A 20,516-nucleotide genomic window follows, 5' to 3' on the forward strand; every position below is an offset into this window, starting at 1 on the left:
ACCTGTTGCGGTGAAGGTGATCAGGTTCGGCTCGAGGTCGAAGTGGATGATGGCCAGGCGAGCACTCCGAGGATGCTCAGGAGCAAGCCGGTCGCGATGAAAACTGCGAAGAGTAGTTCTGTAACACGGTCGCGCAGCGTTGTGAGTCGCATTCGACGATCGTCTCATCTCAGCCCGAGATCGAGAGTCTTTGTCGGTGGCTTCCATTAGCGTGTGCGCATGACTCTCACACTCGGCATGATCACCTTCGACAGTCTCGATCCCGGTCCGCTCGCAACGTGGTGGGCGGCGCAGTTGGGCGGAAACATCGTCGAGGAGAACGACGGTTGGTTCTACATCGTCGCGGTCCCTGACAGCGCCACCAACTTCGCATTCCAGAAGGTCCCGGACCCCACCGCCGGCAAGAATCGCATCCATCTCGATTTGGGGAGTCCGGATCTCGACGCCGAGGTGGCGCGGCTCGTCGAGGCCGGAGCAACCGAGCACCACCGCGAGAACATGGACGGTTTCCGCTGGGTGACGCTCCTCGATCCTGATGGGAATCAGTTCTGCGTATCCGGTCCTCACGCCTGAGCTAACCGATTCTGTGCTCACCTGATTCGTGGCCACTGATATCCCGGACACCTGTTCGGGCATGATGAGAGGCATGACTTCTCAGACTTCTCGGGCGGCTCGGGCCGGGGCGGCTTCTCTGACCGGGGCCGACGCAGACGGCTTGTGCAGCTTCGTCGATTCGTCACCGTCGCCGTTCCATGTGTGCGCGACGGTGGCGACCGAGCTGACGGCCGGCGGGTTCGTCGAAGTCCACGAAACGCAGTCGTGGCCAGCCGAGCCCGGACGGTACTTCCTCGTGCGAGGCGGTTCGCTGATCGCCTGGAGCACCGAGGGCGTGGGAAACGCCACTCCGTTCCGGATTGTCGGAGGTCATACCGACAGCCCCAACCTGCGGGTCAAACAGCATCCCGACCTCACTTCGGCCGGGTGGCAGATGGTGGGCCTCGAACCGTATGGCGGTGCGTGGCTGAACTCCTGGCTCGACCGCGATCTCGGTATCTCCGGACGATTGAGTGTCCGGGTGGGAAACACTGTGGAGCAGAAGCTGGTTCGCATCGACGACCCGATTCTTCGTGTTCCGCAGCTGGCTATCCACCTGTCCGAAGATCGCAAGGGTGTGACGCTGGATCCGCAGAGGCACGTCAACGGAATCTGGGGCGTGGGTTCGAAGCCCAAGTCTTTCATCGGCTTTGTCGCCGAGCGTGCGGGTGTAGCCGCGTCGTCGGTTCTCGGCTGGGAATTGATGACACACGACCTTGCGCCCAGCGCAGTCGTGGGGGTGGACAAGGAATTGGTCAGCGCCCCCAGGCTCGACAATCAGGGCACGTGTTATGCAGGGACACAAGCACTTCTGGCCGCAGTCGAGTCGCCCGGTCAGCAGGTCCCAGTGCTTGCACTCTTCGATCATGAAGAGGTCGGCAGCATGTCCGATCGCGGAGCTTTCTCGGACCTGCTGAACACCGTGCTCGAGCGGATCGTGTTGGGACGCGGTGGTGGCCGCGAAGAATTCCTGCAGGCGATGGCCGGCTCGGTATGCGCGTCGGGCGACATGGCACACGCGACGCACCCCAATTACCCGGACCGCCACGAGCCCGCTCATCGGATCGAGATCAACGGTGGGCCGGTACTCAAGGTGAACCAGAACCTGCGCTACGCCACCGATGCGGCCGGTGCCGGCGAATTCGCGCTCGCGTGCGATCAGGCGGGAGTGCCGATGCAGCGCTACGTCCACCGCGCCGATTTGCCGTGCGGCTCCACCATCGGACCGATCACGGCATCACGCACCGGACTGTCCACCGTCGACGTCGGCGCGCCTCAGCTCGCGATGCACTCTGCCCGCGAGCTGATGGGCGCGGCAGATGTCCGCATGTATGCCGACGCGCTCGGTGCCTTCCTCACGCCGCGTAGTTAGAGGCGCGTAGTCAAAGTGCAGGGAGCCCAGTGGGCGTAGAGGGCGCAGTCGGTAGATCCTCGAAGAAGTCGGCGCTCGGAGTGAAGAACATCGAGCCCGTCACGGCCGTCGAGAAATCGAGCAGACGGTCGTAATTGCCGCGAGGGTTGCCGAGAAACATGTTCTCGAGCATCCGTTCGGTAATCGCCGGCGTGCGGCAGTAGCCGATGAAAAAGGTGCCGATCTCGTCGTCGCCGAGGCGCCCGTACGGCATGTTGGCACGCAGGATCTCGAGAGCCTTGCCGTTCTCGTCCTTGATTGCGTTGAGGGCTACGTGCGAGTTGGCCGGCTTCACTTCGGACGTCATCTCGATGTCCTCGAGCTTGCTGCGTCCGATCACACGTTCCTGCTCGTCGACGGTGATTGCTTCCCAGTCCCGCATCTTGTGGACGTAGCGCTGGATATGGACGTAGCTCCCTCCGGTGAACGCAGGATCTTCGTCTCCGACAGTCACGGCGGCGACGGCGTCGCGGCCCACCGGATTTTCGGTGCCGTCGACGAAGCCGATGAGGTCTCGGTTCTCGAAGTACTGGAAGCCGTGAACCTCGTCGACCACCGTGGCTGCGCCGTGCAGTCGCTTCGTGATCTGCCGAGCCACCTCGAAACACGCATCCATGCTCATCGCGCGGATGTGGAAGAGCAGATCGCCGGGAGTCGACGGCGCCCAGTGAACGTCGCCCTGCAAAGCGGTGAACGGGTGCAGTAGCGCGGGGCGCGGACCGGCGAACAGTCGATCCCAAACCGACGAACCGATGCTTGTCACCACATCCAAACCTGATCCGGGGACGCGCAGCCCCACGGCGCGCTGTAGGCCGGCGACGTCGGCGAGTAGTTCTCGTGTGGTGTTCTCGCCACCCGGATTCACGGTCGCGACCAGGAAAATCGCAGCCGGAGTGAGGGGAGTGGTCACCGACTGGGACTGTGCTGTGAGGTCGGACTGACGAACATCCTGGGGCATGCGAGACCTTTCGAGGGAGAGAGTGGACCGGCCCTGACTTTAGGAAAACCGACCGGATCACCCAACCAGGGCGGGTGTGACCGGCGATACTTCGCAGGCCCGGAGGTGTTGCGGGTGCTGCCGTCTGCGGAAGTCGTCGGCCCACACCGATAGACTGTCCCCCGGCACGTTCTTTCGTTGGGCACATTCGTGGTGTCCCGCTCCGCGCCGGCTTGCCTCTTGACTCCCGTAGGGAAGGGACCACTCTCCAGTGTCTGCTCACCAGGTCGATACCGTCACGCACGCATCGGCTGATCCCGATGCCGCTCAGCCGTTCAAGGAGCTCGGTCTCAAGGACGACGAATACGCACGCATCAAGGAGATCCTGGGCCGCCGTCCCACGGACGCCGAACTGGCGATGTACTCGGTGATGTGGAGCGAGCACTGCTCGTACAAGTCCTCCAAGGTCCACCTCGGATACTTCGGCAAGACCACCACCGACGAGATGCGCGCCAACATGCTGGCCGGTATCGGTGAGAACGCCGGCGTCGTCGACATCGGTGACGGCTGGGCAGTCACGTTCAAGGTCGAGAGCCACAACCACCCGTCGTACGTCGAGCCCTACCAGGGTGCGGCGACCGGTGTCGGCGGCATCGTCCGCGACATCATGGCCATGGGTGCTCGTCCGATCGCCGTCATGGATCAGCTTCGGTTCGGTGCTGCTGACGCCCCCGATACCCGTCGCGTCGTCGACGGTGTCGTGCGCGGTGTCGGTGGATACGGAAACTCCCTCGGCCTGCCGAACATCGGCGGCGAGACGGTCTTCGACGAGTCCTATGCAGGTAACCCGCTGGTCAACGCCCTCGCTGCCGGCGTCATGCGCGTCGAGGATCTGCATCTGGCCTTCGCTTCGGGCGCGGGCAACAAGATCATCCTGTTCGGCGCACGCACCGGTCTCGACGGAATCGGCGGCGTCTCGGTCCTCGCGTCGGCGACGTTCGACGACGAGGGTGGAGACACCGGCGGACGTAAGAAGCTGCCCGCGGTTCAGGTCGGCGACCCGTTCACCGAGAAGGTGCTCATCGAGTGCTGTCTCGACCTTTACAAGGCCGGCCTCGTCGTCGGCATCCAGGACCTCGGCGGCGCCGGGCTGTCCTGCGCCACCTCCGAGCTGGCCGCGGCCGGCGACGGCGGCATGCACATCAACCTCGAGAAGGTTCCGATGCGCGCCACCGGCATGACCCCGGCCGAGGTGCTCTCGAGCGAATCGCAGGAGCGCATGTGCGCCGTGGTCACGCCCGAGAACGTCGATGCGTTCATGGAGGTCTGCAAGAAGTGGGACGTCCTGGCCACCGACATCGGCGAGGTCACCGACGGTGAGCACCTCACCATCTCCTGGCACGGCGAGACCGTCGTCGACGTTCCCCCGCGCACCGTCGCGCACGAGGGCCCGGTTTACCACCGCCCCGTCGAGCGTCCGGCAACGCAGGATGCCTTGATCGCGAATACGACTGCCGGACTGAAGCGTCCCGAAACCGACGCCGAGCTCGAAGCGACCCTGCTGAAGATGATCGCCTCGCCTGCCCTGTGCAGCCGCAAGTGGATCACCGAGCAGTACGACCGCTACGTCCGCGGAAACACCGTCCTGGCCGAGAACGCCGACGGCGGTGTCATCCGCATCGACGAGAAGACCGGACGCGGAATCGCACTGTCCACCGACGCTTCGGGCCGCTACACCGCGCTCGACCCGTACACCGGTGCGCAGCTCGCGTTGGCCGAGGCTTTCCGCAACGTGGCAGTCACGGGCGCAACGCCCAAGGCCGTCTCCAACTGCCTGAACTTCGGTTCTCCCGAGGACCCGGGTGTCATGTGGCAGTTCCAGCAGGCCGTTCGCGGCCTTGCCGACGGCTGCGCCACCCTCGGCATCCCCGTCACCGGCGGCAACGTCAGCTTCTACAACCAGACCGGATCCACGGCAATCCTGCCGACGCCGGTGGTTGCCGTCCTCGGTGTGATCGACGACGTTCACCGCCGCATCCCGACGGGCCTCGGACTCGAGCCCGGCGAGACGCTGATCCTGCTCGGCGACACCCACGACGAGTTCGACGGCTCCATCTGGTCGCAGGTCGAGCACGGTCACCTCGGTGGCGTGCCGCCGAAGGTCGACCTCGCCCGTGAGCAACTGCTCGCCGACATTCTGCTCGCCTCCTCGCGTGACGGTCTCGTCACCGCAGCCCACGACCTCTCCGAGGGTGGACTGGCCCAGGCTGTCGTCGAAGCCGCGCTGGCCGGCGAAACCGGTTGCCGCATCCTGATTCCCGAGGGCGCCGATCCGTTCGTGACCCTGTTCTCGGAATCGTCGGGACGCGTCCTCGTTGCAGTTCCGCGTACCGAGGAGACTCGCTTCACCGGTATGTGCACCGCCCGCGGCTTGCCGTGGACGCGTATCGGGGTCGTCGACGAGGGCAGCGACTCCGTCGAGGTCCAGGGACACTTCTCCGTCACGATGGCCAAGCTCCGTGAGGCCTTCGAGGGAACGCTGCCCGCACTGTTCGGGTGATAGATGGTCGATTCCGGAGAACTGACTTCTTCTGACAGCCAGCCGCAGGAACACCACCTGCGGCTGGCTGTTCCCGCACACCTCGAGAAGCTCGACAACCGCTTCACCGAGTGGGCGTGGGGGCTCCTCAAACTCGACTTCACCGGCATCGCGTTTGCCGCGTTCTTCTTCTGCTGGTCGTTGACCCCTTCGCTGTTGCCGCGCGATTGGCTTTTCCAAGGTCTGATCGGCGGTATCAACTCGGCCATCGGCTACGGCGTCGGTACTGCGATCGGTTGGGCTGTCGAGCGATACCTGCTCAGCGGGCGACGGTGGTGGCCACTGCCCGAGCCGGTGCCTTCCGCGATCAAGGTCTTCGTTCCGGTCGCGTCCATCGTCGCGGCGATCATCATGCTGGTCTACGCGGCCGGGTGGCAACGTGAAATCGCGGCACTGACCGATGCCGAAGGCACGACCACTTCCGGCTACATCCGAACCCTCGGACTGAGCCTGCTCGTCGGTGGCCTGCTCATCTCGATCTGGCGGGTCCTCCACGATCTGGTGAAACTGATTGCCCGACAGCTGATGCGGCGGTTCCACTGGTCACGGTCGGTGGCAAATGGCGTCGGTGTCCTGGTTGTCACCGTCCTGTTCTTCATGCTGGTCGACGGCGTCCTGGTCCGCGGAATCTACGCCGCGACCAACTCGATCTTCAGTCTGCAGAACTCGACCACTCGCGACGGCGTCGTCGAACCGCAGGATCCGATGAAATCGGGTAGCCCCGAATCAGCCGCTCCCTGGGACACATTGGGATTCGAGGGACGAAACTTCGTCTCGCGCGGACTCGACGCGCAGGAACTCGAAGCGGCAACCGGTAAGCCTGCGATGGATCCGATTCGCGTATATGCCGGACTTGAAAGCGCCGAAGATCCCGAAGAGCGTATGGATCTGGTCATCAAGGAGCTGGAGCGAACCGGCGCCTTCCAACGCAAGGTCCTCGTGGTCATTCCGACGACGGGTACGGGGTGGGTCAATCCCACTGCGGCACAGGCAATCGAACTTGTGCATGACGGCGACACTGCTCTTGTCGCCAGCCAGTACTCGTACCTGCCGAGTTGGATCTCGTTCCTCGCCGACCAGGAGAAGGCGCAAGCTGCCGGACGCCTGTTGATCGAGCGGGTACACGAAAGATGGCTCCAGGAACCGGAAGCCACCAGGCCGAAGTTCATGGTCTACGGCGAGAGCCTCGGCGTCATGGCCGGCGCCGGAGCCTTCGACACACTGCAGGCGGCGCGCGATACCGCCGACGGAATTCTGTGGGTGGGCCCGCCGAACGCGACGCAGTTGTGGCGTTCGATCGAGAAGAGGCGCGATCCAGGCACTCCCGAAGTAGCTCCCGTCTACGCGGACGGCTTGGCCGGCGTGCGGTTCGCGGATCGCTCCGAAGACATTCCGACCGACGGGATGACGTGGCCGCAGCCGCGGGTTCTGTTTGTCCAGCACCCTTCCGATCCAGTGGTGTGGTGGTCACCCGACCTCATGTTCAATCGGCCCGAGTGGCTCAAGGAAGTGCCCGGTTTCGACCGCTCGCCGTCGATGAAATGGTTCCCGGTCGTGACGTTCTGGCAGGTGTCTGCAGACCTCGGTAACGCCGCGGGAGTTCCCGACGGTCACGGTCACAATTACGGAACCTCCGTTCTGGACGCCTGGATCAGCGTCGCCCAGCCCGAGGGGTGGACGGCCGCAGAAACCGAGCGAGTGCGGTCGGCATTGGTTGTCGCCGTGAAATCAGAGGGCCCCGAGAAGTGAGGGGAGTCGCCTCGATCGCGCTCTCCGCTACCGCGATCACCTGGAGCAACGTCGTACTTCCGGCATTCGGTCTTTCGCCCCGAGCCCGCGCCGTGGTCAACACCGCGGCCGGTCTGTCGGCCATCGGAGTCCTACTCGCACGTGGTTACACCCGCGCGGAACTCGGCTTGGCGCACACCGGCATTCGTGGTGGTTCTCAGTTCGGCGGAGCCGCGGCGGGGGCGGTCCTCACCGGCTACAGCGTCGCTTTGGCCGTTCCGTCCTTGCGCGCGACTCTCGCTGCCGACGAGCGAGCAGACGGCCGCGAAGACTTCCTCGAATGGATCATCCTGCACATCCCGTTCGGGACGGTGCTCTCCGAGGAACTGTTGTTCCGTAGCGCGATGTCGGCCGTCTGGAGCCGCGAACTGAACAGGCCGACCGCGCAGGCTGTTCACGCACTGACCTTCGGGCTGTGGCACGTCGCTCCCGCTCGCGGTGCCGGCGACAACGTTCCCGCAGCAGTGGCGTTCACCGGCGCTTCGGCATTGCTGTTCGAGTGGCTGCACCGCCGGGGCGGCAGCGTACTTGCCCCCGCCCTGCTGCACCTGGCCACGAATGCCGGTGGCGCACTTGCCGTTCGTATCGCTACTCGCAGACAGGGAGTGAACTGATGCCGCCCCGCCGCGCCGTCGACCCCGCCGAATTTCGTGCCGCCGTCCTGGCCGTCGGCCCGTGGCTTCGAGATCCGGAACTGCCGAAGCCTTCGCGCAGTGAACTCGGTGCGGCAGTGAAGATGAGTGCGCGCACTCTCGAACAGATCGCCCCCGGATCGAGCGTCGAGGTGCGGGTCCCACCGTTTGTTGCGGTGCAATGCATCGAAGGTCCGCGTCACACGCGCGGAACCCCGCCCAACGTCGTCGAGACGGACGCTCGGACGTGGTTGCAGATGGTCACCGGACTGCTCGAGTTCTCCGAGGCCTCAGATGACGGAAGAGTCGACGCCTCAGGTAGCCGCGCTCCCGAAATTGCGCACTGGCTCCCACTGCTGCGGTTGACCTAGCAACAGAGGGGTTGGCGCAGCAACAGAGTGGTTGACGCAGTAACAGTGAGAGACCATCCGGTTCGCTTCGGCGTGATCTGAGAGCCAAGGCAGCCCTCAGGGGAAGTGAGTCCCAAAATGGCCGTAGACTGTGGATGCCCCCCAACCCCTGCCCACAAAGGGAGCGCCCGGTGACTCGTGCCGATCTGTCGGTCAACAGTCCAAATCTCCTCGCTTCGAACCCGTCCGACGAGGACGAGAACGAGCCCCGCGAAGAATGCGGTGTATTCGGCGTCTGGGCGCCGGGAGAGGATGTGGCGAAGCTCACTTATTACGGCCTGTACGCACTTCAGCACCGTGGTCAAGAAGCTGCCGGCATTGCGGTAGCCGACGGCTCCCAGGTGCTGGTGTTCAAGGATCTCGGCCTGGTCAGTCAGGTATTCGACGAGCAGACCCTCGCAGCGATGCCAGGTCACGTCGCCGTCGGACATTGCCGTTACTCCACCACCGGTTCCACGACGTGGGAGAACGCGCAGCCCATCTTCCGTACGACCACTGCCGGAACCGGCATCGCGCTCGGCCACAACGGCAACCTGGTCAACACCGCTGAACTCGCGAGCCGCACCCGTGCAGCCGGCCTGGTCAACGACAAGCGCCCCAATGCCGCGACTTCCGACTCCGACCTCATCGGTGGTCTCCTGGCACACGCTGCCGGCGACAGCACCATCGAACAGGCCGCGATGGAATTGCTTCCCACGTTGGAGGGCGCGTTCTGCCTCACCTTCATGGACGAGCACACGCTGTACGCAGCGCGCGATCCGCACGGCATCCGCCCGCTCTGCCTCGGTCGACTCGACCGCGGTTGGGTAGTCGCCAGCGAGACCGCAGCCCTCGACATCGTCGGTGCGTCGTTCGTTCGCGACATCGAACCCGGTGAGCTACTTGCGATCGACGCCGACGGAGTCCGCTCCTCACGTTTCGCGAATCCGACGCCCAAGGGATGTGTCTTCGAGTACGTCTACCTCGCGCGTCCCGACAGCGTCATCGGTGGCCGTTCGGTCCACTCGACCCGCGTCGAGATCGGCCGTCTGCTCGCCAGCGAGCATCCCGCCGAAGGTGATCTGGTCATCCCTGTTCCCGAGTCCGGCACCCCCGCAGCCGTCGGGTACGCACAGGGCTCAGGCATTCCTTACGGCCAGGGTTTGATGAAGAACGCCTATGTCGGCCGCACCTTCATCCAGCCGTCGCAGACGATCCGTCAGCTCGGTATCAGGCTCAAGCTCAACCCGCTCAAGGAAGTCATCCGCGGCAAGCGCCTTGTGGTGGTGGACGATTCGATCGTCCGCGGTAACACTCAGCGTGCGCTCATCCGGATGCTCCGCGAAGCCGGCGCCCTCGAAATTCACGTCCGTATCGCCTCGCCGCCGGTCAAGTGGCCCTGCTTCTACGGTATCGACTTCGCCTCACCCGCCGAGTTGATCGCCAACGGCGCAGGCGGACAAGACGCGACGTTCGAGGAAATGCTCGACGGTGTGCGTCGTTCCATCGGAGCGGACACGCTCGGATACATCTCCACCGAAGGCATGATCGCCGCCACCGAGCAGCCGGCCAGCCGTCTGTGCGCCGCGTGCTTCGACGGGACCTACCCGATCGCGCTTCCCAAGGAAACGTCGATCGGCAAGAACGTCCTCGAGGGGATGCTCGAGAGCACCGCAGGTTCGACGGCCACTCGCGACAACGACAATGCGAGCGCGCTCAGCCGCCCCTGAACATCAGAATCGTTGAAATTCGACAGCCGAGAATCTGCCGTCCACAGCATGTGGGCGGCAGATTTTCTGTTCACGACTTTCTGTTCCACGACACGGCATACGTCGTGAGCATCTGGCATAGTGCCCTCCGTGGCGCAACTGAGAATGGATGGGCACCGGGTCCTGGTCGCAGACCTGGTGGGGGACACCATCAAAGCGATCAACGGCTCGATGGTGGCGTACGAGGGTGCGATCACCTTCAAGAACGCCGGAATGGGCGGTGGCGGTGGGTTACGTGCCGCGCTGAAACAGAAGGCGGCAGGTGAATCACTGTCCCTGATGGAAGTCAGCGGTCAAGGCACCGTCTACTTCGCGGTCGACGCCCAGGACATCACGATCATCGAGCTCAACAACGACGCTTTGCACGTCGAAGCCTCGCAATTGCTCGCATTGGTCGGCCAACTGCGAACCGACGTGAAATTTGCCGGTCTCCGCGGCGCAGGTTCCGGACAGGGCTTGTTCACGACGGTCGTCAGCGGCACCGGTCTGGTGGCGGTGCTGTCGAAGGGCGGACCGATCATCGCGCTCGAAGTCAGCCCGCAGTATCCGCTGGTTGCCGATCCCGACGCATTCGTCGCTCACCGTGGCCAGCTGAACCAGAGCTTCGTCACCGACGTCACCTGGCGCTCTGCGATCGGCGGTGGCAGCGGTGAAGCGTTCTCGCTGCGATTCGACGGATCCGGAGTCGTCTACATCCAGCCCGAGGAGCGCTGAACCATGCCGTTGGAATTGGTGAACAGCAAGGTCGTCAAGTCGACCCTCGCGCCGGGCCAGAACGTGCTCGCCCGCACCGGGTCGATGCTCTACTACACCGGTGACGTCCGCTTCATCCCGCACAGCATGGGCGGTGGGCCCGGCGCCATGCCGAACATGGGCGGTATCGCCGGGATGGCCGGCCGCATGATGTCCGGCGAGCATGCACGCATGATGGCGGCCGAGGGAAACGGTGAGGTCTTCTACGGGCATGCCGGCTTGTACGTCGAGGTCATCCACCTCGACGGGTCGTCAATGCTCACCGTCGAAGCCGACCGACTCCTCGCACACGACGGTTACCTCCAGAGTTCGATAGTCGCTCTCACGTCGCAGGGCGGTGTGCGCGGAGCAGTACGCGGCGCCATGACCGGTCAAGGGGTGTTCACGACGCAGTTGCACGGACAGGGAAGCGTCGCGGTCCTCTCGCACGGGGGCGCGATTCCGTTGCAGGTCGGTCCGAACAATCCTCAGGTCGTCGTCGACCCGCAGGCATACGTGTGCCACATCGGTCAGATCAACGTCGACATCTCCGCGAACGTCGGCTGGCGCGAGGCCGTCGGCAAGGGCTCGGGGGAGTCCATCCAGCTGAAGATGACCGGCGCCGGCACCGTTTGGGTCCAGGCGTCCGAGCAGAAGTTCTGAGAGGGCACAGAGCATGGGTATCGAAATTCACAATCCGGCAACTCTGCCCGCCAACGACAACGTCCCGGGCAACGACTACGCCTTCTGCGTCGAGATGGCCGGACAACCGTGGTTCACGTCCAAGGGCGCGATGATCGCGTACTACGGAAACATCAACTTCGAGCCGCTCGGGCGCACGAGCATGACGGCGATCGTCGCGGCCAGGTTTTCTTCACCGCTCTACGCGGACGACTGGGTGCTCGCTCAGGGACAGGGCAAGTTGATCCTCGGGGACCGCGGATTCAACATCAATTCCTACGACCTCGACGACGGCAACCTCACGATTCGCGCGGCCAATCTCCTCGCCTTCGAGACCAGCCTGGACCTCAAACAGTCCATCGTCCCAGGCTTTTTGACGCTACTGGGGACAGGCAAGTTCCTGGCGTCGTCCAATGGCCCGGTCATGTTCGCGGAGCCGCCGCTGCGCATCGACCCGCAGGCGTTGGTGGGTTGGGCCGACTGCCCGTCGCCGTCCCACCACTTCGATGCCGACTGGATGCAGAGCTTCCTGGGCGCGGTTCGCGGAAGCATGTTCGGCGCGAACACCGGCGAAGAACGCCAGTTCGATTTCACCGGAGCCGGGACGGTACTGATCCAGTCGAGCGAGAAGGTCGTCCACGACGGACACCTCCTCAAACACATCGAATCCGAGACGGTCGCACTCGGGCAGAACAGTCTGCGCGCACTGCACGCCTCGATCGGTGCGCGGCTGCAGAACTGACGTCTCGGGGTACGCGAGGTCTCACCGAGGGGGCCGGTCCGGTAGCGTATGGGCGTAATCGTCGGTATTTGTGTGCGCGCTCTGGGTCTCGAGTCGAACGATCCATCTCGCGTCACGAGGATTGCAAACACTTCACATTGCAAGACCACTTACCTGTGCACGAGCAATACGTGCTCGCGAGAAATACAAGGCTGGAGTAGTAACCCGATGACCGAGGACAGTCACCGCACCGCAGGCGCCTCCTACGCGGCAGCAGGAGTCGATATCGCCGCAGGCGACCGGGCGGTGGAACTCTTCGCCCCTCTGGCCAAGAAGGCCAGCCGCCCCGAGGTCATGGGTGGCCTCGGTGGTTTCGCCGGCTTGTTCTCCCTCAAGGGTGACTACAAGGAGCCGTTGCTCGCCGCATCGACCGACGGCGTCGGAACCAAGCTCGCTGTCGCGCAGGCGATGGACAAGCACGACACGGTCGGACTCGACCTCGTCGCCATGGTTGTCGACGACCTCGTCGTCTGTGGCGCCGAGCCGCTGTTCCTCCAGGACTACATCGCCGTCGGCCGGGTCATCCCCGAGCGCGTCGCGGAATTGGTCAGCGGAATCGCCGAGGGCTGCATCCAGGCCGGCTGCGCTCTCCTCGGCGGCGAGACCGCCGAGCACCCCGGCATCATGGCCGACGGTGACTACGACCTTTCCGCCACCGGTGTCGGCGTCGTGGAGGCAGAGAAGCTGCTCGGACCGGATCGCGTTCGCCCCGGCGACGTCGTCATCGCGATGGGTTCTTCGGGACTGCACTCCAACGGTTACTCACTGGCCCGCAAGGTCCTGCTCGAGATCGACCGCATGAACCTGAGCGCACACGTCGACGAGTTCGGCCGCACGCTCGGTGAGGAGCTGCTCGAGCCCACCAAGATCTACGCCAAGGACTGCCTGGCACTCGCTGCCGAGACCGACGTGCGCACGTTCTGCCACGTCACCGGTGGCGGCCTCGCCAACAACCTCGCGCGCGTCATGCCCAAGGGCTTGGTCGCCGAACTCGATCGCGGAACCTGGAGCCCCGCTCCGGTCTTCGCCATGATCGCGCAGCGCGGACGCGTCGAGCGCGCCGAGATGGAGCAGACGTTCAACATGGGCGTCGGCATGGTCGCCGTCGTCGCACCCGAGGACGTCGACCGCGCACTTGCCGTCCTCACCGCACGCCACATCGACTGCTGGACGCTCGGTAGCGTCAAGAAGGCGTCGGACGCCGCTGCAGAGCGTGCGTTCCTGGCCGGAGACCACCCGCGCTTCTAGACCACAACGTCAGCTGCCCCATCGGAGAGATCCGGTGGGGCAGTTTTGTGTGTCCGTACAAGCAGGCGCGAGGCGGAAAATGGAACTCAAAAATGAGGAAGAGCGATCAGCTCTTCCTCATTTCACAGTCTGCGCGGTGGCAGTGCGCGGTCAACGCCGCCAGTCGTCGTAGTCGTCCTCTCGCGCATGCCCTTCCCTATCGGAAGTCTGGTCCGATCGGACACTGCTCCGATGCGAGTTGGTCGATCCACCTGCGAGCTCTCTTTGCAGGCTGTCGAAATCCGTGGTCGGTACGCTGTATTTCAATTCGCGTGCAACCTTGGTCTGCTTTGCCTTAGCCCGGCCGCGGCCCATGGCTGACCCCCTCGCGCTTTCGCGGGGCGGCCTGGGGAATTTGGCGGCCCCGTTTGAGTGTGTAAGTTTCCTGACACACACTCTAGCGTGGAAAAGTCGCTTCCGCTTCCACGAAGGCCTCACCGCCGTGTCTGATTGCTCTCACTATGGCCGCGAGCTGCCAGGATGCTGAAAGAACTCGTCAGAACTTTGTGAGAACTGCTCAGAAGTTTCCGGGAATTGCGCGAATCGTCCCCACTCGGGCGTCGCCGCCGAAGACCGGAGCGGATGCGAGAGCCGCCAACTCCTCGGTCCACTCGGTGTTCATCCGCTTGAGCAGAGCTGCCGCCAAGGGCAGGAGCGCCCGCTCGTGACCGTCGTCGATCTTGAGGGCGAAAGCGGAACCGTCGGGAAGCGCTCCGGCGTAGATGCCGTCGTATCCGGTCTTGGAGAACAGACCCGGCACGGCGGACATCAGGCGCTGATCGTTGCGGCCGATGCCCGAGACGAGGAAGGGGTTCTCGCGGACCGCGTCGGCCACAGCTCGTTCGGGTGAGTCGGGCTCAGCCGAGGGCAGGCGTCCGAATGCCCGAGCCAGGTTCGTGAGCGAGAGCGGCACGATCGGGAGACCACAACCGTCGATGCCGAGTTCCTGCTCTTCCTCGCCGCTGAGATCGAAGATCGTCTCCTGGATCGCGAGTTGGAGGGGATGAGTCGGCTCCATGTACGTCTCGAGCGGCCAGTCGTTCACGACGCACGTGGCGAGCATCGCGGAGTGCTTGCCCGAGCAGGTCATGTAGATCGGGCTGGGAAGCTCGCCCGCTGCGATCAGTTCGGCTCGGGCCAGTTCGTTGCCCGGCAGATCGGAGGGGCACTGCAACTGGTCGACACCGAGTTGGTAGCGAGCGAGAAGCGCTGCGACCAGTTCGATGTGATCGGCCTCGCCCGCATGTGAGGACGACGCGACGGCCAGCTCTTCCGGGCTGGTGGGTGCAAAGCCGTTACGAAGCGCAGCGACGGCTTGCAGCGGCTTGTTCGCCGAGCGCGGGTAGATGGGTGTGTGAATTTCCCCGAGTCCGACAACGACCTCGCCGTCGGCGCCGAGAATGACGGCCGATCCGCGATGCACGCATTCGCGGAATCCGGAGCGGACCACTTCCACCAATTCGATACTCACGAGTGCACCTGCGCTTCTGCTTGTTCGATGAACCTCTGGACACGCGCGGTGACGTTCGGTGCAAGGTCGGTGTGTTCTGCGAGGAGCCGTCGAAGCCGCTCAGGATCCGTTCCGGCGAAGACCTCTCGAACAGTCACTCCGTGATCCGGTACGTGGACTCGGGTGACCGAATCGCCCGCGGCGATCGTGCCGGTCCGGTTGACGCGAAGGTAGGCGCCGACGTCGGTCCGCTCGGTGAATCTTTTGACCCAGCCCTTTTCCGCGGCCCAGATGCCGAAGGTGCCGCACGGGACGCGGGGCGCGGTCACCTCGAGTTCGAGAACGTCCGACGCCTCGGCTCCGGTGATGTGCCAACGCTCGCCGATCACGGCGTCCGTGACGAGCATCCCGCTGATGTGAAGATTCTCGCCGAACCATCCGGGGCCGAGAGGTCGGCCCAATTCGTCCGACCAGCGCTGCGCTTCGTCGCGCTGATACGCGTAGACAGCTTGGAAGGCGCCGCCGTGGAACTCGGTGTCGCAGACGTAGTCGCCACCCAGACCGAGTCGGCCGACCGCGACGCGGCCGTCGACGGGACGCTTGTCGATCGCGGTACGGGGGACTCGCCTGACGCCACTGTCACGTTCGGTGTGGACGACGCAGACCGCGTCGACCGTGCCCGTCACTTTCCGCGCAATCGGTTGACAGCCTCACGTCCGGCCTGGGGTGCGTCGTCCGCGACGATCGAATCCGGATCGATGGACGCAGCGCTGGGGCCGGCCATCAGTTCGGTGTCGACCGGGATGTTCCGCTTGATCAGAGCGAGTGCGATGGGGCCGAGCTCGTGATGATTGACGACGGTCCCGACGCGTCCGACGGCCCGTCCGCCCGCCGTGATCGGGTCACCCGGTTCCGGGACGGCTTCGGCGCTGCCGTCGAGGTGCAACATGACGAGATGGCGCGGGGGCTTGCCGAGATTGTGAACCCGGGCAACGGTTTCCTGACCGCGGTAGCACCCCTTGTCGAGGTGGACGGCGCCGTGCTCGGCCGGCCCACCGATCCAGCGGACCTCGTGCGGGATGGTCCGTTCGTCGGTGTCCAGTCCGAGGCGAGGCCTCGTCGCTTCGACGCGCAGTGCCTCGAAGGCCCAACTGCCGGCGGGCTTGGCGCCGGCATCGGTCAGCCTGGTCCACCACGCTGCCAGTTGCTCACGTGGGACGAGAAGATCGAAAGAGTTCTCGGTAGGCCACGGCATGCGGCGGACAAATCCGCCGTCGGCCAAGGCGTGAGCGTCGTAGGCCTCGGTGGGTGTCTGAACCTCGAGTGCGGCGAGGACAGTTGACGCTTCGGGTCCGATCAGGCTCAGGACCGCGAGTTCGTTGCCGTCTCGAGGTTCGGCCTTGGACCAGAACACCATCTTCTTCAAGAAGGAGAGAAGGTCGGGTCCGCGGTTCGCCTCGGTGTCGATCCAGGTGACACCTGCCAGGTCCGTCTGCACGAAGTGGTGCTCGACGCGTCCGTTGACGTCCAGGCTCAAGTTCTCGGCACTCTTGCCGTCGGGGAGCGCGGCGATGTGCTGGCTCGAAATCGTGTGCAGCCACGTGAGGCGTTCGTCGCCGGGAATGGCGATCACGAATCTGTGACTGCGGTCGACCACCACTGCTGCGCGCTGCGCGGTTCGCTGTTCGCCGAGAGGATCGCCGTAGTGCCACGCGACACCGATGTCGGCCGAACCGTCCGGTGCGGTGACCGCGCCGGGGGAAGTCAGAAGTGGGCTGTTGGGCACAAGAGCGTTGTCGACCACGAGACCAGTCTAGGAGTGTGGGCGGGATCGCGGTTACAGGGCGGCCCCGGCGGCTTGGCGGATCGTTAGGGTTGATGGCATGCCTGATCGCGTATTGGTGACTCTCGACCATGAGGTGCTCGATGCTGACGCACCGTTTCTGCACGCCGACGACCTGGCGGTGGTGCGCGGCGACGGAGTCTTCGAGACGCTGTTGGTACGCGACGGCCGCGCCCGGGTGGTCGAGGGACACCTGAGTCGACTGGTTCTGAGCGCGCGGGCACTCGGTCTGCCCGCTCCCGTTCTCGATGATTGGCGTCTGGCGATCGAGATGGCTGCCGAGGAGTGGGGGACCGAGAAGGAAGGCGCTCTTCGTCTTGTTCTGACCCGCGGCCGTGAGAGCGGTGACAAGCCGACAGCCTTCGTGATGGTCGGTCCGGTGGCCGATCGGGTCAGACAGGTCCGCGAATCGGGGTTGTCGGTGATGACTCTCGAGCGAGGTTTCTCTGTCGATCTCTCTGCCCGGGCACCCTGGCAGCTACTGGGCGCGAAGACGTTGTCGTACGCAACCAACATGGCAGCGCTTCGATATGCGGCGAATTTGGGTGCTGACGATGTGATCTTCGTCAGTTCCGAGGGCAATGTGTTGGAGGGGCCACGCTCGACGGTGGTGATCGTTCGGGACAGGACTTTGATCACACCGCCTCCCGCACAGGGCATTTTGATGGGCACTACGCAGCGCGCCCTGTTCGACGTTGCCGGCAGTGCTCGCTTCGATTGCCGATACGAAACCCTCCGACCTGCGGATTTGATTGCGGCCGACGGAGTGTGGATGGTTTCGAGCGTCACGCTGGCCGCACGCGTCCATACACTCGACGGGCTCACATTGCCAGAGCCGAAGGTCTCCGGGGAATTCGCGGAATTGGTTGAACGTGCAATTGATTCGGATTCAGCAGGGCGATAGGCGAATAGGAATCGCGCCAGGTCTCTACTACATTTGGTAGTAGCAAAGTCCTGCGGTCCAAACCGGACAGCAGTACCGTGTCCGCAGGGGCCGAGCGACTGCCCGCGTCTCGAACCCCGAAGCCTGTCCCAGGGCCCTACTCTCGGAGTAGCCAATGGATACTTTGGACGTCTCCAGGTGGCAGTTCGGTATCACTACCGTCTACCACTTCATCCTTGTTCCGCTGACCATCGGACTTGCGCCGATGATCGCGATCATGCAGACGATGTGGGTGGTCACCAAAAAGGACCACTGGTATCGGCTCACCAAGTTCTTCGGCAAGCTTTTCCTCATCAACTTCGCACTCGGTGTAGCCACCGGCATCGTGCAGGAGTTCCAGTTCGGCATGAACTGGAGCGAGTACTCGCGATTCGTCGGTGACGTCTTCGGAGCTCCGCTCGCATTGGAAGGCCTTGTCGCCTTCTTCATGGAGTCCGTCTTCATCGGACTCTGGATCTTCGGTTGGGGCAGGCTGCCCAAACTTGTACACCTGGCGTGCATTTGGCTCGTGGCGATCGGCGTCAACGCGTCGGCGTTCTTCATCATCGCGGCCAACTCGTTCATGCAGCATCCGGTCGGTGCGACGTACAACCCTGAAACGGGTCGTGCCGAGCTCACCAGTATCTGGGAGCTGCTGACCAACAACACCGCTCTCGCTGCCTTCCCGCACGCGGTTGCCGGCGCCTTCCTGACGGCGGCGACGTTTGTTGCCGGCATCAGTGGTTGGTGGATGGTGCGGAACATGCGCCGCGCCAAGCAGGCTGAGGCCGCCGAAGCCGAACGCCTCGAGTCCGACGCGCGCACGATGTACCGTCCGGCAACACGATTCGCGTTGCTCGTCATGATCGTGGCCGGAATCGGAATCATCTACACCGGTGACGTCCAAGGCAAGCTCATGTTCCAGCAGCAACCCATGAAGATGGCGTCGGCGGAATCGCTGTGTGAGACAGAGATGGATCCGGACTTCTCGATCCTCACTATCGGCACTCACAACAACTGTGACAGCGTGACGCACGTTCTGAAGGTGCCGTTCGTTCTGCCATGGTTGGCCGAGGGCAAGTTCACCGGCGTCGAACTGCAAGGCGTGAACCAACTGCAGGAGCAGGCGGAGCAGGACTTCGGACCGGGTAACTACCGACCGAATCTCTTTGTCACGTACTGGTCTTTCCGCGCCATGATCGGCCTCGCCGCCGGTTCGGCAGCACTGGCTCTCGCGGGGCTGTGGGTCACACGTAAGGGGCGAGTCCCGGACCAGAAGTGGTTCGGAGTCCTCAGCCTCGTCGCGATTCCCACTCCGTTCATGGCGAACAGTGCCGGTTGGATTTTCACCGAGATGGGCCGTCAGCCCTGGGTGGTGCATCCCAACCCGACCGGCGTCGACATGATCAGACTTACTGTCGACCAAGGTGTTTCGGACCACGCGTCGGCCACCGTCTGGGCTTCGCTGATCACCTTCACCCTGCTGTACGGAGCGCTGGGAGTCGTCTGGTTCAAGCTGATCGTGCGGTACGCGAAGGAAGGCCCGTTGGAGCACGACATGCATCCGCCGGGCGATACAGATCATGATGAGCCGGAAGATCCGGACAAGCCCAAACAACTGTCGTTCGCGTACTAGGAGGCGATCATGGGACTTCAAGAAGTATGGTTCGTGCTCGTCGCAGTACTGTTCATCGGTTACTTCGTCCTCGAAGGGTTCGACTTCGGTGTCGGGATGCTCATGCCGATCGTCGGCAGAGGCAGTGACCTCCCGGCCGATACGCGTCGACGGGTGGCGCTCAACACGATCGGCCCGGTGTGGGACGGCAACGAAGTGTGGCTGATCACCGCCGGTGGCGCGATGTTCGCGGCATTCCCGGAGTGGTACGCGACGTTGTTCTCCGGGTTCTATCTACCGCTGCTGATCATCCTGGTGGCCTTGATCGTTCGTATCTGTGCCATCGAATGGCGAAGCAAGATCGACGACGACAAATGGCGTCAGCGTTGCGACTGGGGCATCATCTTCGGCTCCTGGGTCCCGGCAGTTCTCTGGGGCGTGGCTTTCGCGAACATCGTTCGGGGCGTGGCGATCAACGCCGACAAGCAGGTCGAGTCGGGATTCTTCGATCTGCTCAATCCGTACGCGCTGCTCGGCGGTCTGACCACCGCGCTGGTGTTCGCTCTCCACGGTGCAGTGTTCCTGGCACTCAAGAGTGCCGACGAGGTTCGTGAAGATGCCGTGAAGATTGCTGCACGACTGGCAATTCCGGCTATTCCGGTCGCCGGCGGATTCGTTCTGTGGACGCAACTCGCCTACGGCAAGGGATGGACGTGGATTCTGGTAGCTGCCGCTGCTGCGGCACTGATCGGCGTCGTCTTCCTGACGCGGGCCGAGCGCGAAGGCTGGGCTTTCGTTCTCACCTGTGTGGCCGTCATCGCCACTGTCGTGCTGCTGTTCGCCTCGCTGTTCCCGAACGTCATGCCGTCGACGCTTGATCCGGCGTACAGCCTGACCATCGAGAACGCGTCGTCGAGTCCGTACACGCTCAAGGTGATGACGTGGGCCGCGGCATTCATGACGCCGGTGGTGATCATCTACCAGGGCTGGACGTACTGGGTGTTCCGACAGCGCATCTCCTCCAAGCAGATTCCGGCGTCGATCGGTCTGCGATTCAAGGAGAAGACGTGGTAGTCGCGAACCCTG

At 63.9% G+C, this 20,516-nt stretch carries 19 protein-coding genes; 14 read left to right on the forward strand and 5 right to left on the reverse strand.

Features of this window, described 5'->3' with window-relative positions; translation table 11 throughout:
- Positions 1-219: 219 nt before the first annotated feature.
- A complete protein-coding gene (locus ACN50D_RS08285) occupies positions 220-573 on the forward strand; it encodes a VOC family protein (RefSeq protein ID WP_020970627.1) in 354 nt (117 codons plus the stop codon).
- 73 nt (positions 574-646) lie between these two features.
- A complete protein-coding gene (locus ACN50D_RS08290; protein ID WP_064443778.1) occupies positions 647-1,966 on the forward strand; it encodes a M18 family aminopeptidase in 1,320 nt (439 codons plus the stop codon).
- A gap of 10 nt (positions 1,967-1,976) precedes the next feature.
- Here the strand turns inward: ACN50D_RS08290 and ACN50D_RS08295 are convergent, their stop codons facing one another.
- Entirely contained in the window at positions 1,977-2,963 is a 987-nt protein-coding gene (locus ACN50D_RS08295) for a Dyp-type peroxidase (protein ID WP_054781588.1), read from the reverse strand.
- A 250-nt stretch (positions 2,964-3,213) separates the two neighbouring features.
- Here ACN50D_RS08295 and purL point away from each other — a divergent pair, with 250 nt between their 5' ends.
- The 9 genes from purL (at position 3,214) to purM (ending at position 13,561) form a co-directional block, all read left to right on the forward strand.
- Positions 3,214-5,502 carry a phosphoribosylformylglycinamidine synthase subunit PurL gene (gene purL, locus ACN50D_RS08300; RefSeq protein WP_003940379.1) on the forward strand — a complete coding sequence of 763 codons (2,289 nt, stop codon included), beginning with the start codon at positions 3,214-3,216 and terminating at the stop codon, positions 5,500-5,502.
- Between the two features lie 3 nt (positions 5,503-5,505).
- Positions 5,506-7,290 (forward strand): alpha/beta hydrolase, encoded by a 1,785-nt coding sequence (locus ACN50D_RS08305; RefSeq protein WP_211920837.1) that lies wholly within the window; start codon positions 5,506-5,508, stop codon positions 7,288-7,290.
- Complete coding sequence (locus ACN50D_RS08310) at positions 7,287-7,943, forward strand: CPBP family intramembrane glutamic endopeptidase (RefSeq protein ID WP_211920836.1); 657 nt, start codon at positions 7,287-7,289, stop codon at positions 7,941-7,943. The genes ACN50D_RS08305 and ACN50D_RS08310 overlap by 4 nt, the downstream gene beginning before the upstream one ends.
- Positions 7,943-8,332 (forward strand): sterol carrier family protein, encoded by a 390-nt coding sequence (locus ACN50D_RS08315; protein ID WP_211920834.1) that lies wholly within the window; start codon positions 7,943-7,945, stop codon positions 8,330-8,332. The genes ACN50D_RS08310 and ACN50D_RS08315 overlap by 1 nt, the downstream gene beginning before the upstream one ends.
- Before the next feature lie 170 nt (positions 8,333-8,502).
- Positions 8,503-10,080 (forward strand): amidophosphoribosyltransferase, encoded by a 1,578-nt coding sequence (purF, locus tag ACN50D_RS08320; RefSeq protein WP_003940541.1) that lies wholly within the window; start codon positions 8,503-8,505, stop codon positions 10,078-10,080.
- Positions 10,081-10,224: 144 nt separating this feature from the next.
- Positions 10,225-10,833, forward strand: a complete 609-nt coding sequence (locus ACN50D_RS08325; protein ID WP_003940441.1) for an AIM24 family protein — start codon at positions 10,225-10,227, stop codon at positions 10,831-10,833.
- Between the two features lie 3 nt (positions 10,834-10,836).
- Positions 10,837-11,514 carry an AIM24 family protein gene (locus ACN50D_RS08330; protein WP_211920833.1) on the forward strand — a complete coding sequence of 226 codons (678 nt, stop codon included), beginning with the start codon at positions 10,837-10,839 and terminating at the stop codon, positions 11,512-11,514.
- Positions 11,515-11,527: 13 nt separating this feature from the next.
- Positions 11,528-12,274: an AIM24 family protein gene (locus ACN50D_RS08335; RefSeq protein WP_003939813.1), complete on the forward strand. Its 747-nt coding sequence runs from the start codon at positions 11,528-11,530 to the stop codon at positions 12,272-12,274.
- A 207-nt stretch (positions 12,275-12,481) separates the two neighbouring features.
- Positions 12,482-13,561, forward strand: coding sequence for a phosphoribosylformylglycinamidine cyclo-ligase (gene purM, locus ACN50D_RS08340; protein ID WP_003940225.1), 1,080 nt, complete (start codon positions 12,482-12,484; stop codon positions 13,559-13,561).
- 150 nt (positions 13,562-13,711) lie between these two features.
- Here purM and ACN50D_RS08345 read toward each other — a convergent pair whose 3' ends face one another.
- The 4 genes from ACN50D_RS08345 to ACN50D_RS08360 form a co-directional block, all read right to left on the reverse strand.
- The gene (locus ACN50D_RS08345; RefSeq protein ID WP_003940337.1) at positions 13,712-13,915 is read right to left on the reverse strand and encodes a DUF3073 domain-containing protein; all 204 of its coding nucleotides are present in this window, start codon (positions 13,913-13,915) and stop codon (positions 13,712-13,714) included.
- 202 nt (positions 13,916-14,117) lie between these two features.
- Positions 14,118-15,071, reverse strand: a complete 954-nt coding sequence (locus tag ACN50D_RS08350) for an asparaginase (RefSeq protein WP_211920831.1) — start codon at positions 15,069-15,071, stop codon at positions 14,118-14,120.
- Entirely contained in the window at positions 15,068-15,736 is a 669-nt protein-coding gene (locus tag ACN50D_RS08355) for an MOSC domain-containing protein (RefSeq protein WP_030535239.1), read from the reverse strand. The genes ACN50D_RS08350 and ACN50D_RS08355 overlap by 4 nt, the downstream gene beginning before the upstream one ends.
- The gene (locus tag ACN50D_RS08360; RefSeq protein ID WP_211920829.1) at positions 15,733-16,854 is read right to left on the reverse strand and encodes a YgfZ/GcvT domain-containing protein; all 1,122 of its coding nucleotides are present in this window, start codon (positions 16,852-16,854) and stop codon (positions 15,733-15,735) included. Before ACN50D_RS08360 ends, ACN50D_RS08355 begins: the two co-directional genes overlap by 4 nt.
- Before the next feature lie 79 nt (positions 16,855-16,933).
- Between ACN50D_RS08360 and ACN50D_RS08365 the strand changes: the two genes are divergently transcribed.
- From ACN50D_RS08365 to cydB, 3 genes are all read left to right on the forward strand, one after another.
- Complete coding sequence (locus ACN50D_RS08365; protein WP_007733829.1) at positions 16,934-17,797, forward strand: aminodeoxychorismate lyase; 864 nt, start codon at positions 16,934-16,936, stop codon at positions 17,795-17,797.
- 154 nt (positions 17,798-17,951) lie between these two features.
- Complete coding sequence (locus tag ACN50D_RS08370; protein WP_116057927.1) at positions 17,952-19,451, forward strand: cytochrome ubiquinol oxidase subunit I; 1,500 nt, start codon at positions 17,952-17,954, stop codon at positions 19,449-19,451.
- 9 nt (positions 19,452-19,460) lie between these two features.
- Positions 19,461-20,504 carry a cytochrome d ubiquinol oxidase subunit II gene (gene cydB / locus ACN50D_RS08375; protein ID WP_003939727.1) on the forward strand — a complete coding sequence of 348 codons (1,044 nt, stop codon included), beginning with the start codon at positions 19,461-19,463 and terminating at the stop codon, positions 20,502-20,504.
- Positions 20,505-20,516: the final 12 nt, after the last annotated feature.

Origin of the sequence: Rhodococcus sp. SB1D, assembly GCF_048573875.1 — a bacterium.
GTDB lineage: Bacteria > Actinomycetota > Actinomycetes > Mycobacteriales > Mycobacteriaceae > Rhodococcus_F > Rhodococcus_F qingshengii.

Coding starts and splice junctions, on each gene's coding strand:
- ACN50D_RS08285 (WP_020970627.1), top strand. CDS start 220: ATGACTCTCACACTCGGCATGATCACCTTCGACAGTCTCGATCCCGGT.
- ACN50D_RS08290 (WP_064443778.1), top strand. CDS start 647: ATGACTTCTCAGACTTCTCGGGCGGCTCGGGCCGGGGCGGCTTCTCTG.
- ACN50D_RS08295 (WP_054781588.1), bottom strand. CDS start 2,963: ATGCCCCAGGATGTTCGTCAGTCCGACCTCACAGCACAGTCCCAGTCG.
- ACN50D_RS08305 (WP_211920837.1), top strand. CDS start 5,506: ATGGTCGATTCCGGAGAACTGACTTCTTCTGACAGCCAGCCGCAGGAA.
- ACN50D_RS08315 (WP_211920834.1), top strand. CDS start 7,943: ATGCCGCCCCGCCGCGCCGTCGACCCCGCCGAATTTCGTGCCGCCGTC.
- ACN50D_RS08325 (WP_003940441.1), top strand. CDS start 10,225: ATGGATGGGCACCGGGTCCTGGTCGCAGACCTGGTGGGGGACACCATC.
- ACN50D_RS08330 (WP_211920833.1), top strand. CDS start 10,837: ATGCCGTTGGAATTGGTGAACAGCAAGGTCGTCAAGTCGACCCTCGCG.
- ACN50D_RS08335 (WP_003939813.1), top strand. CDS start 11,528: ATGGGTATCGAAATTCACAATCCGGCAACTCTGCCCGCCAACGACAAC.
- purM (WP_003940225.1), top strand. CDS start 12,482: ATGACCGAGGACAGTCACCGCACCGCAGGCGCCTCCTACGCGGCAGCA.
- ACN50D_RS08345 (WP_003940337.1), bottom strand. CDS start 13,915: ATGGGCCGCGGCCGGGCTAAGGCAAAGCAGACCAAGGTTGCACGCGAA.
- ACN50D_RS08365 (WP_007733829.1), top strand. CDS start 16,934: ATGCCTGATCGCGTATTGGTGACTCTCGACCATGAGGTGCTCGATGCT.
- ACN50D_RS08370 (WP_116057927.1), top strand. CDS start 17,952: ATGGATACTTTGGACGTCTCCAGGTGGCAGTTCGGTATCACTACCGTC.
- cydB (WP_003939727.1), top strand. CDS start 19,461: ATGGGACTTCAAGAAGTATGGTTCGTGCTCGTCGCAGTACTGTTCATC.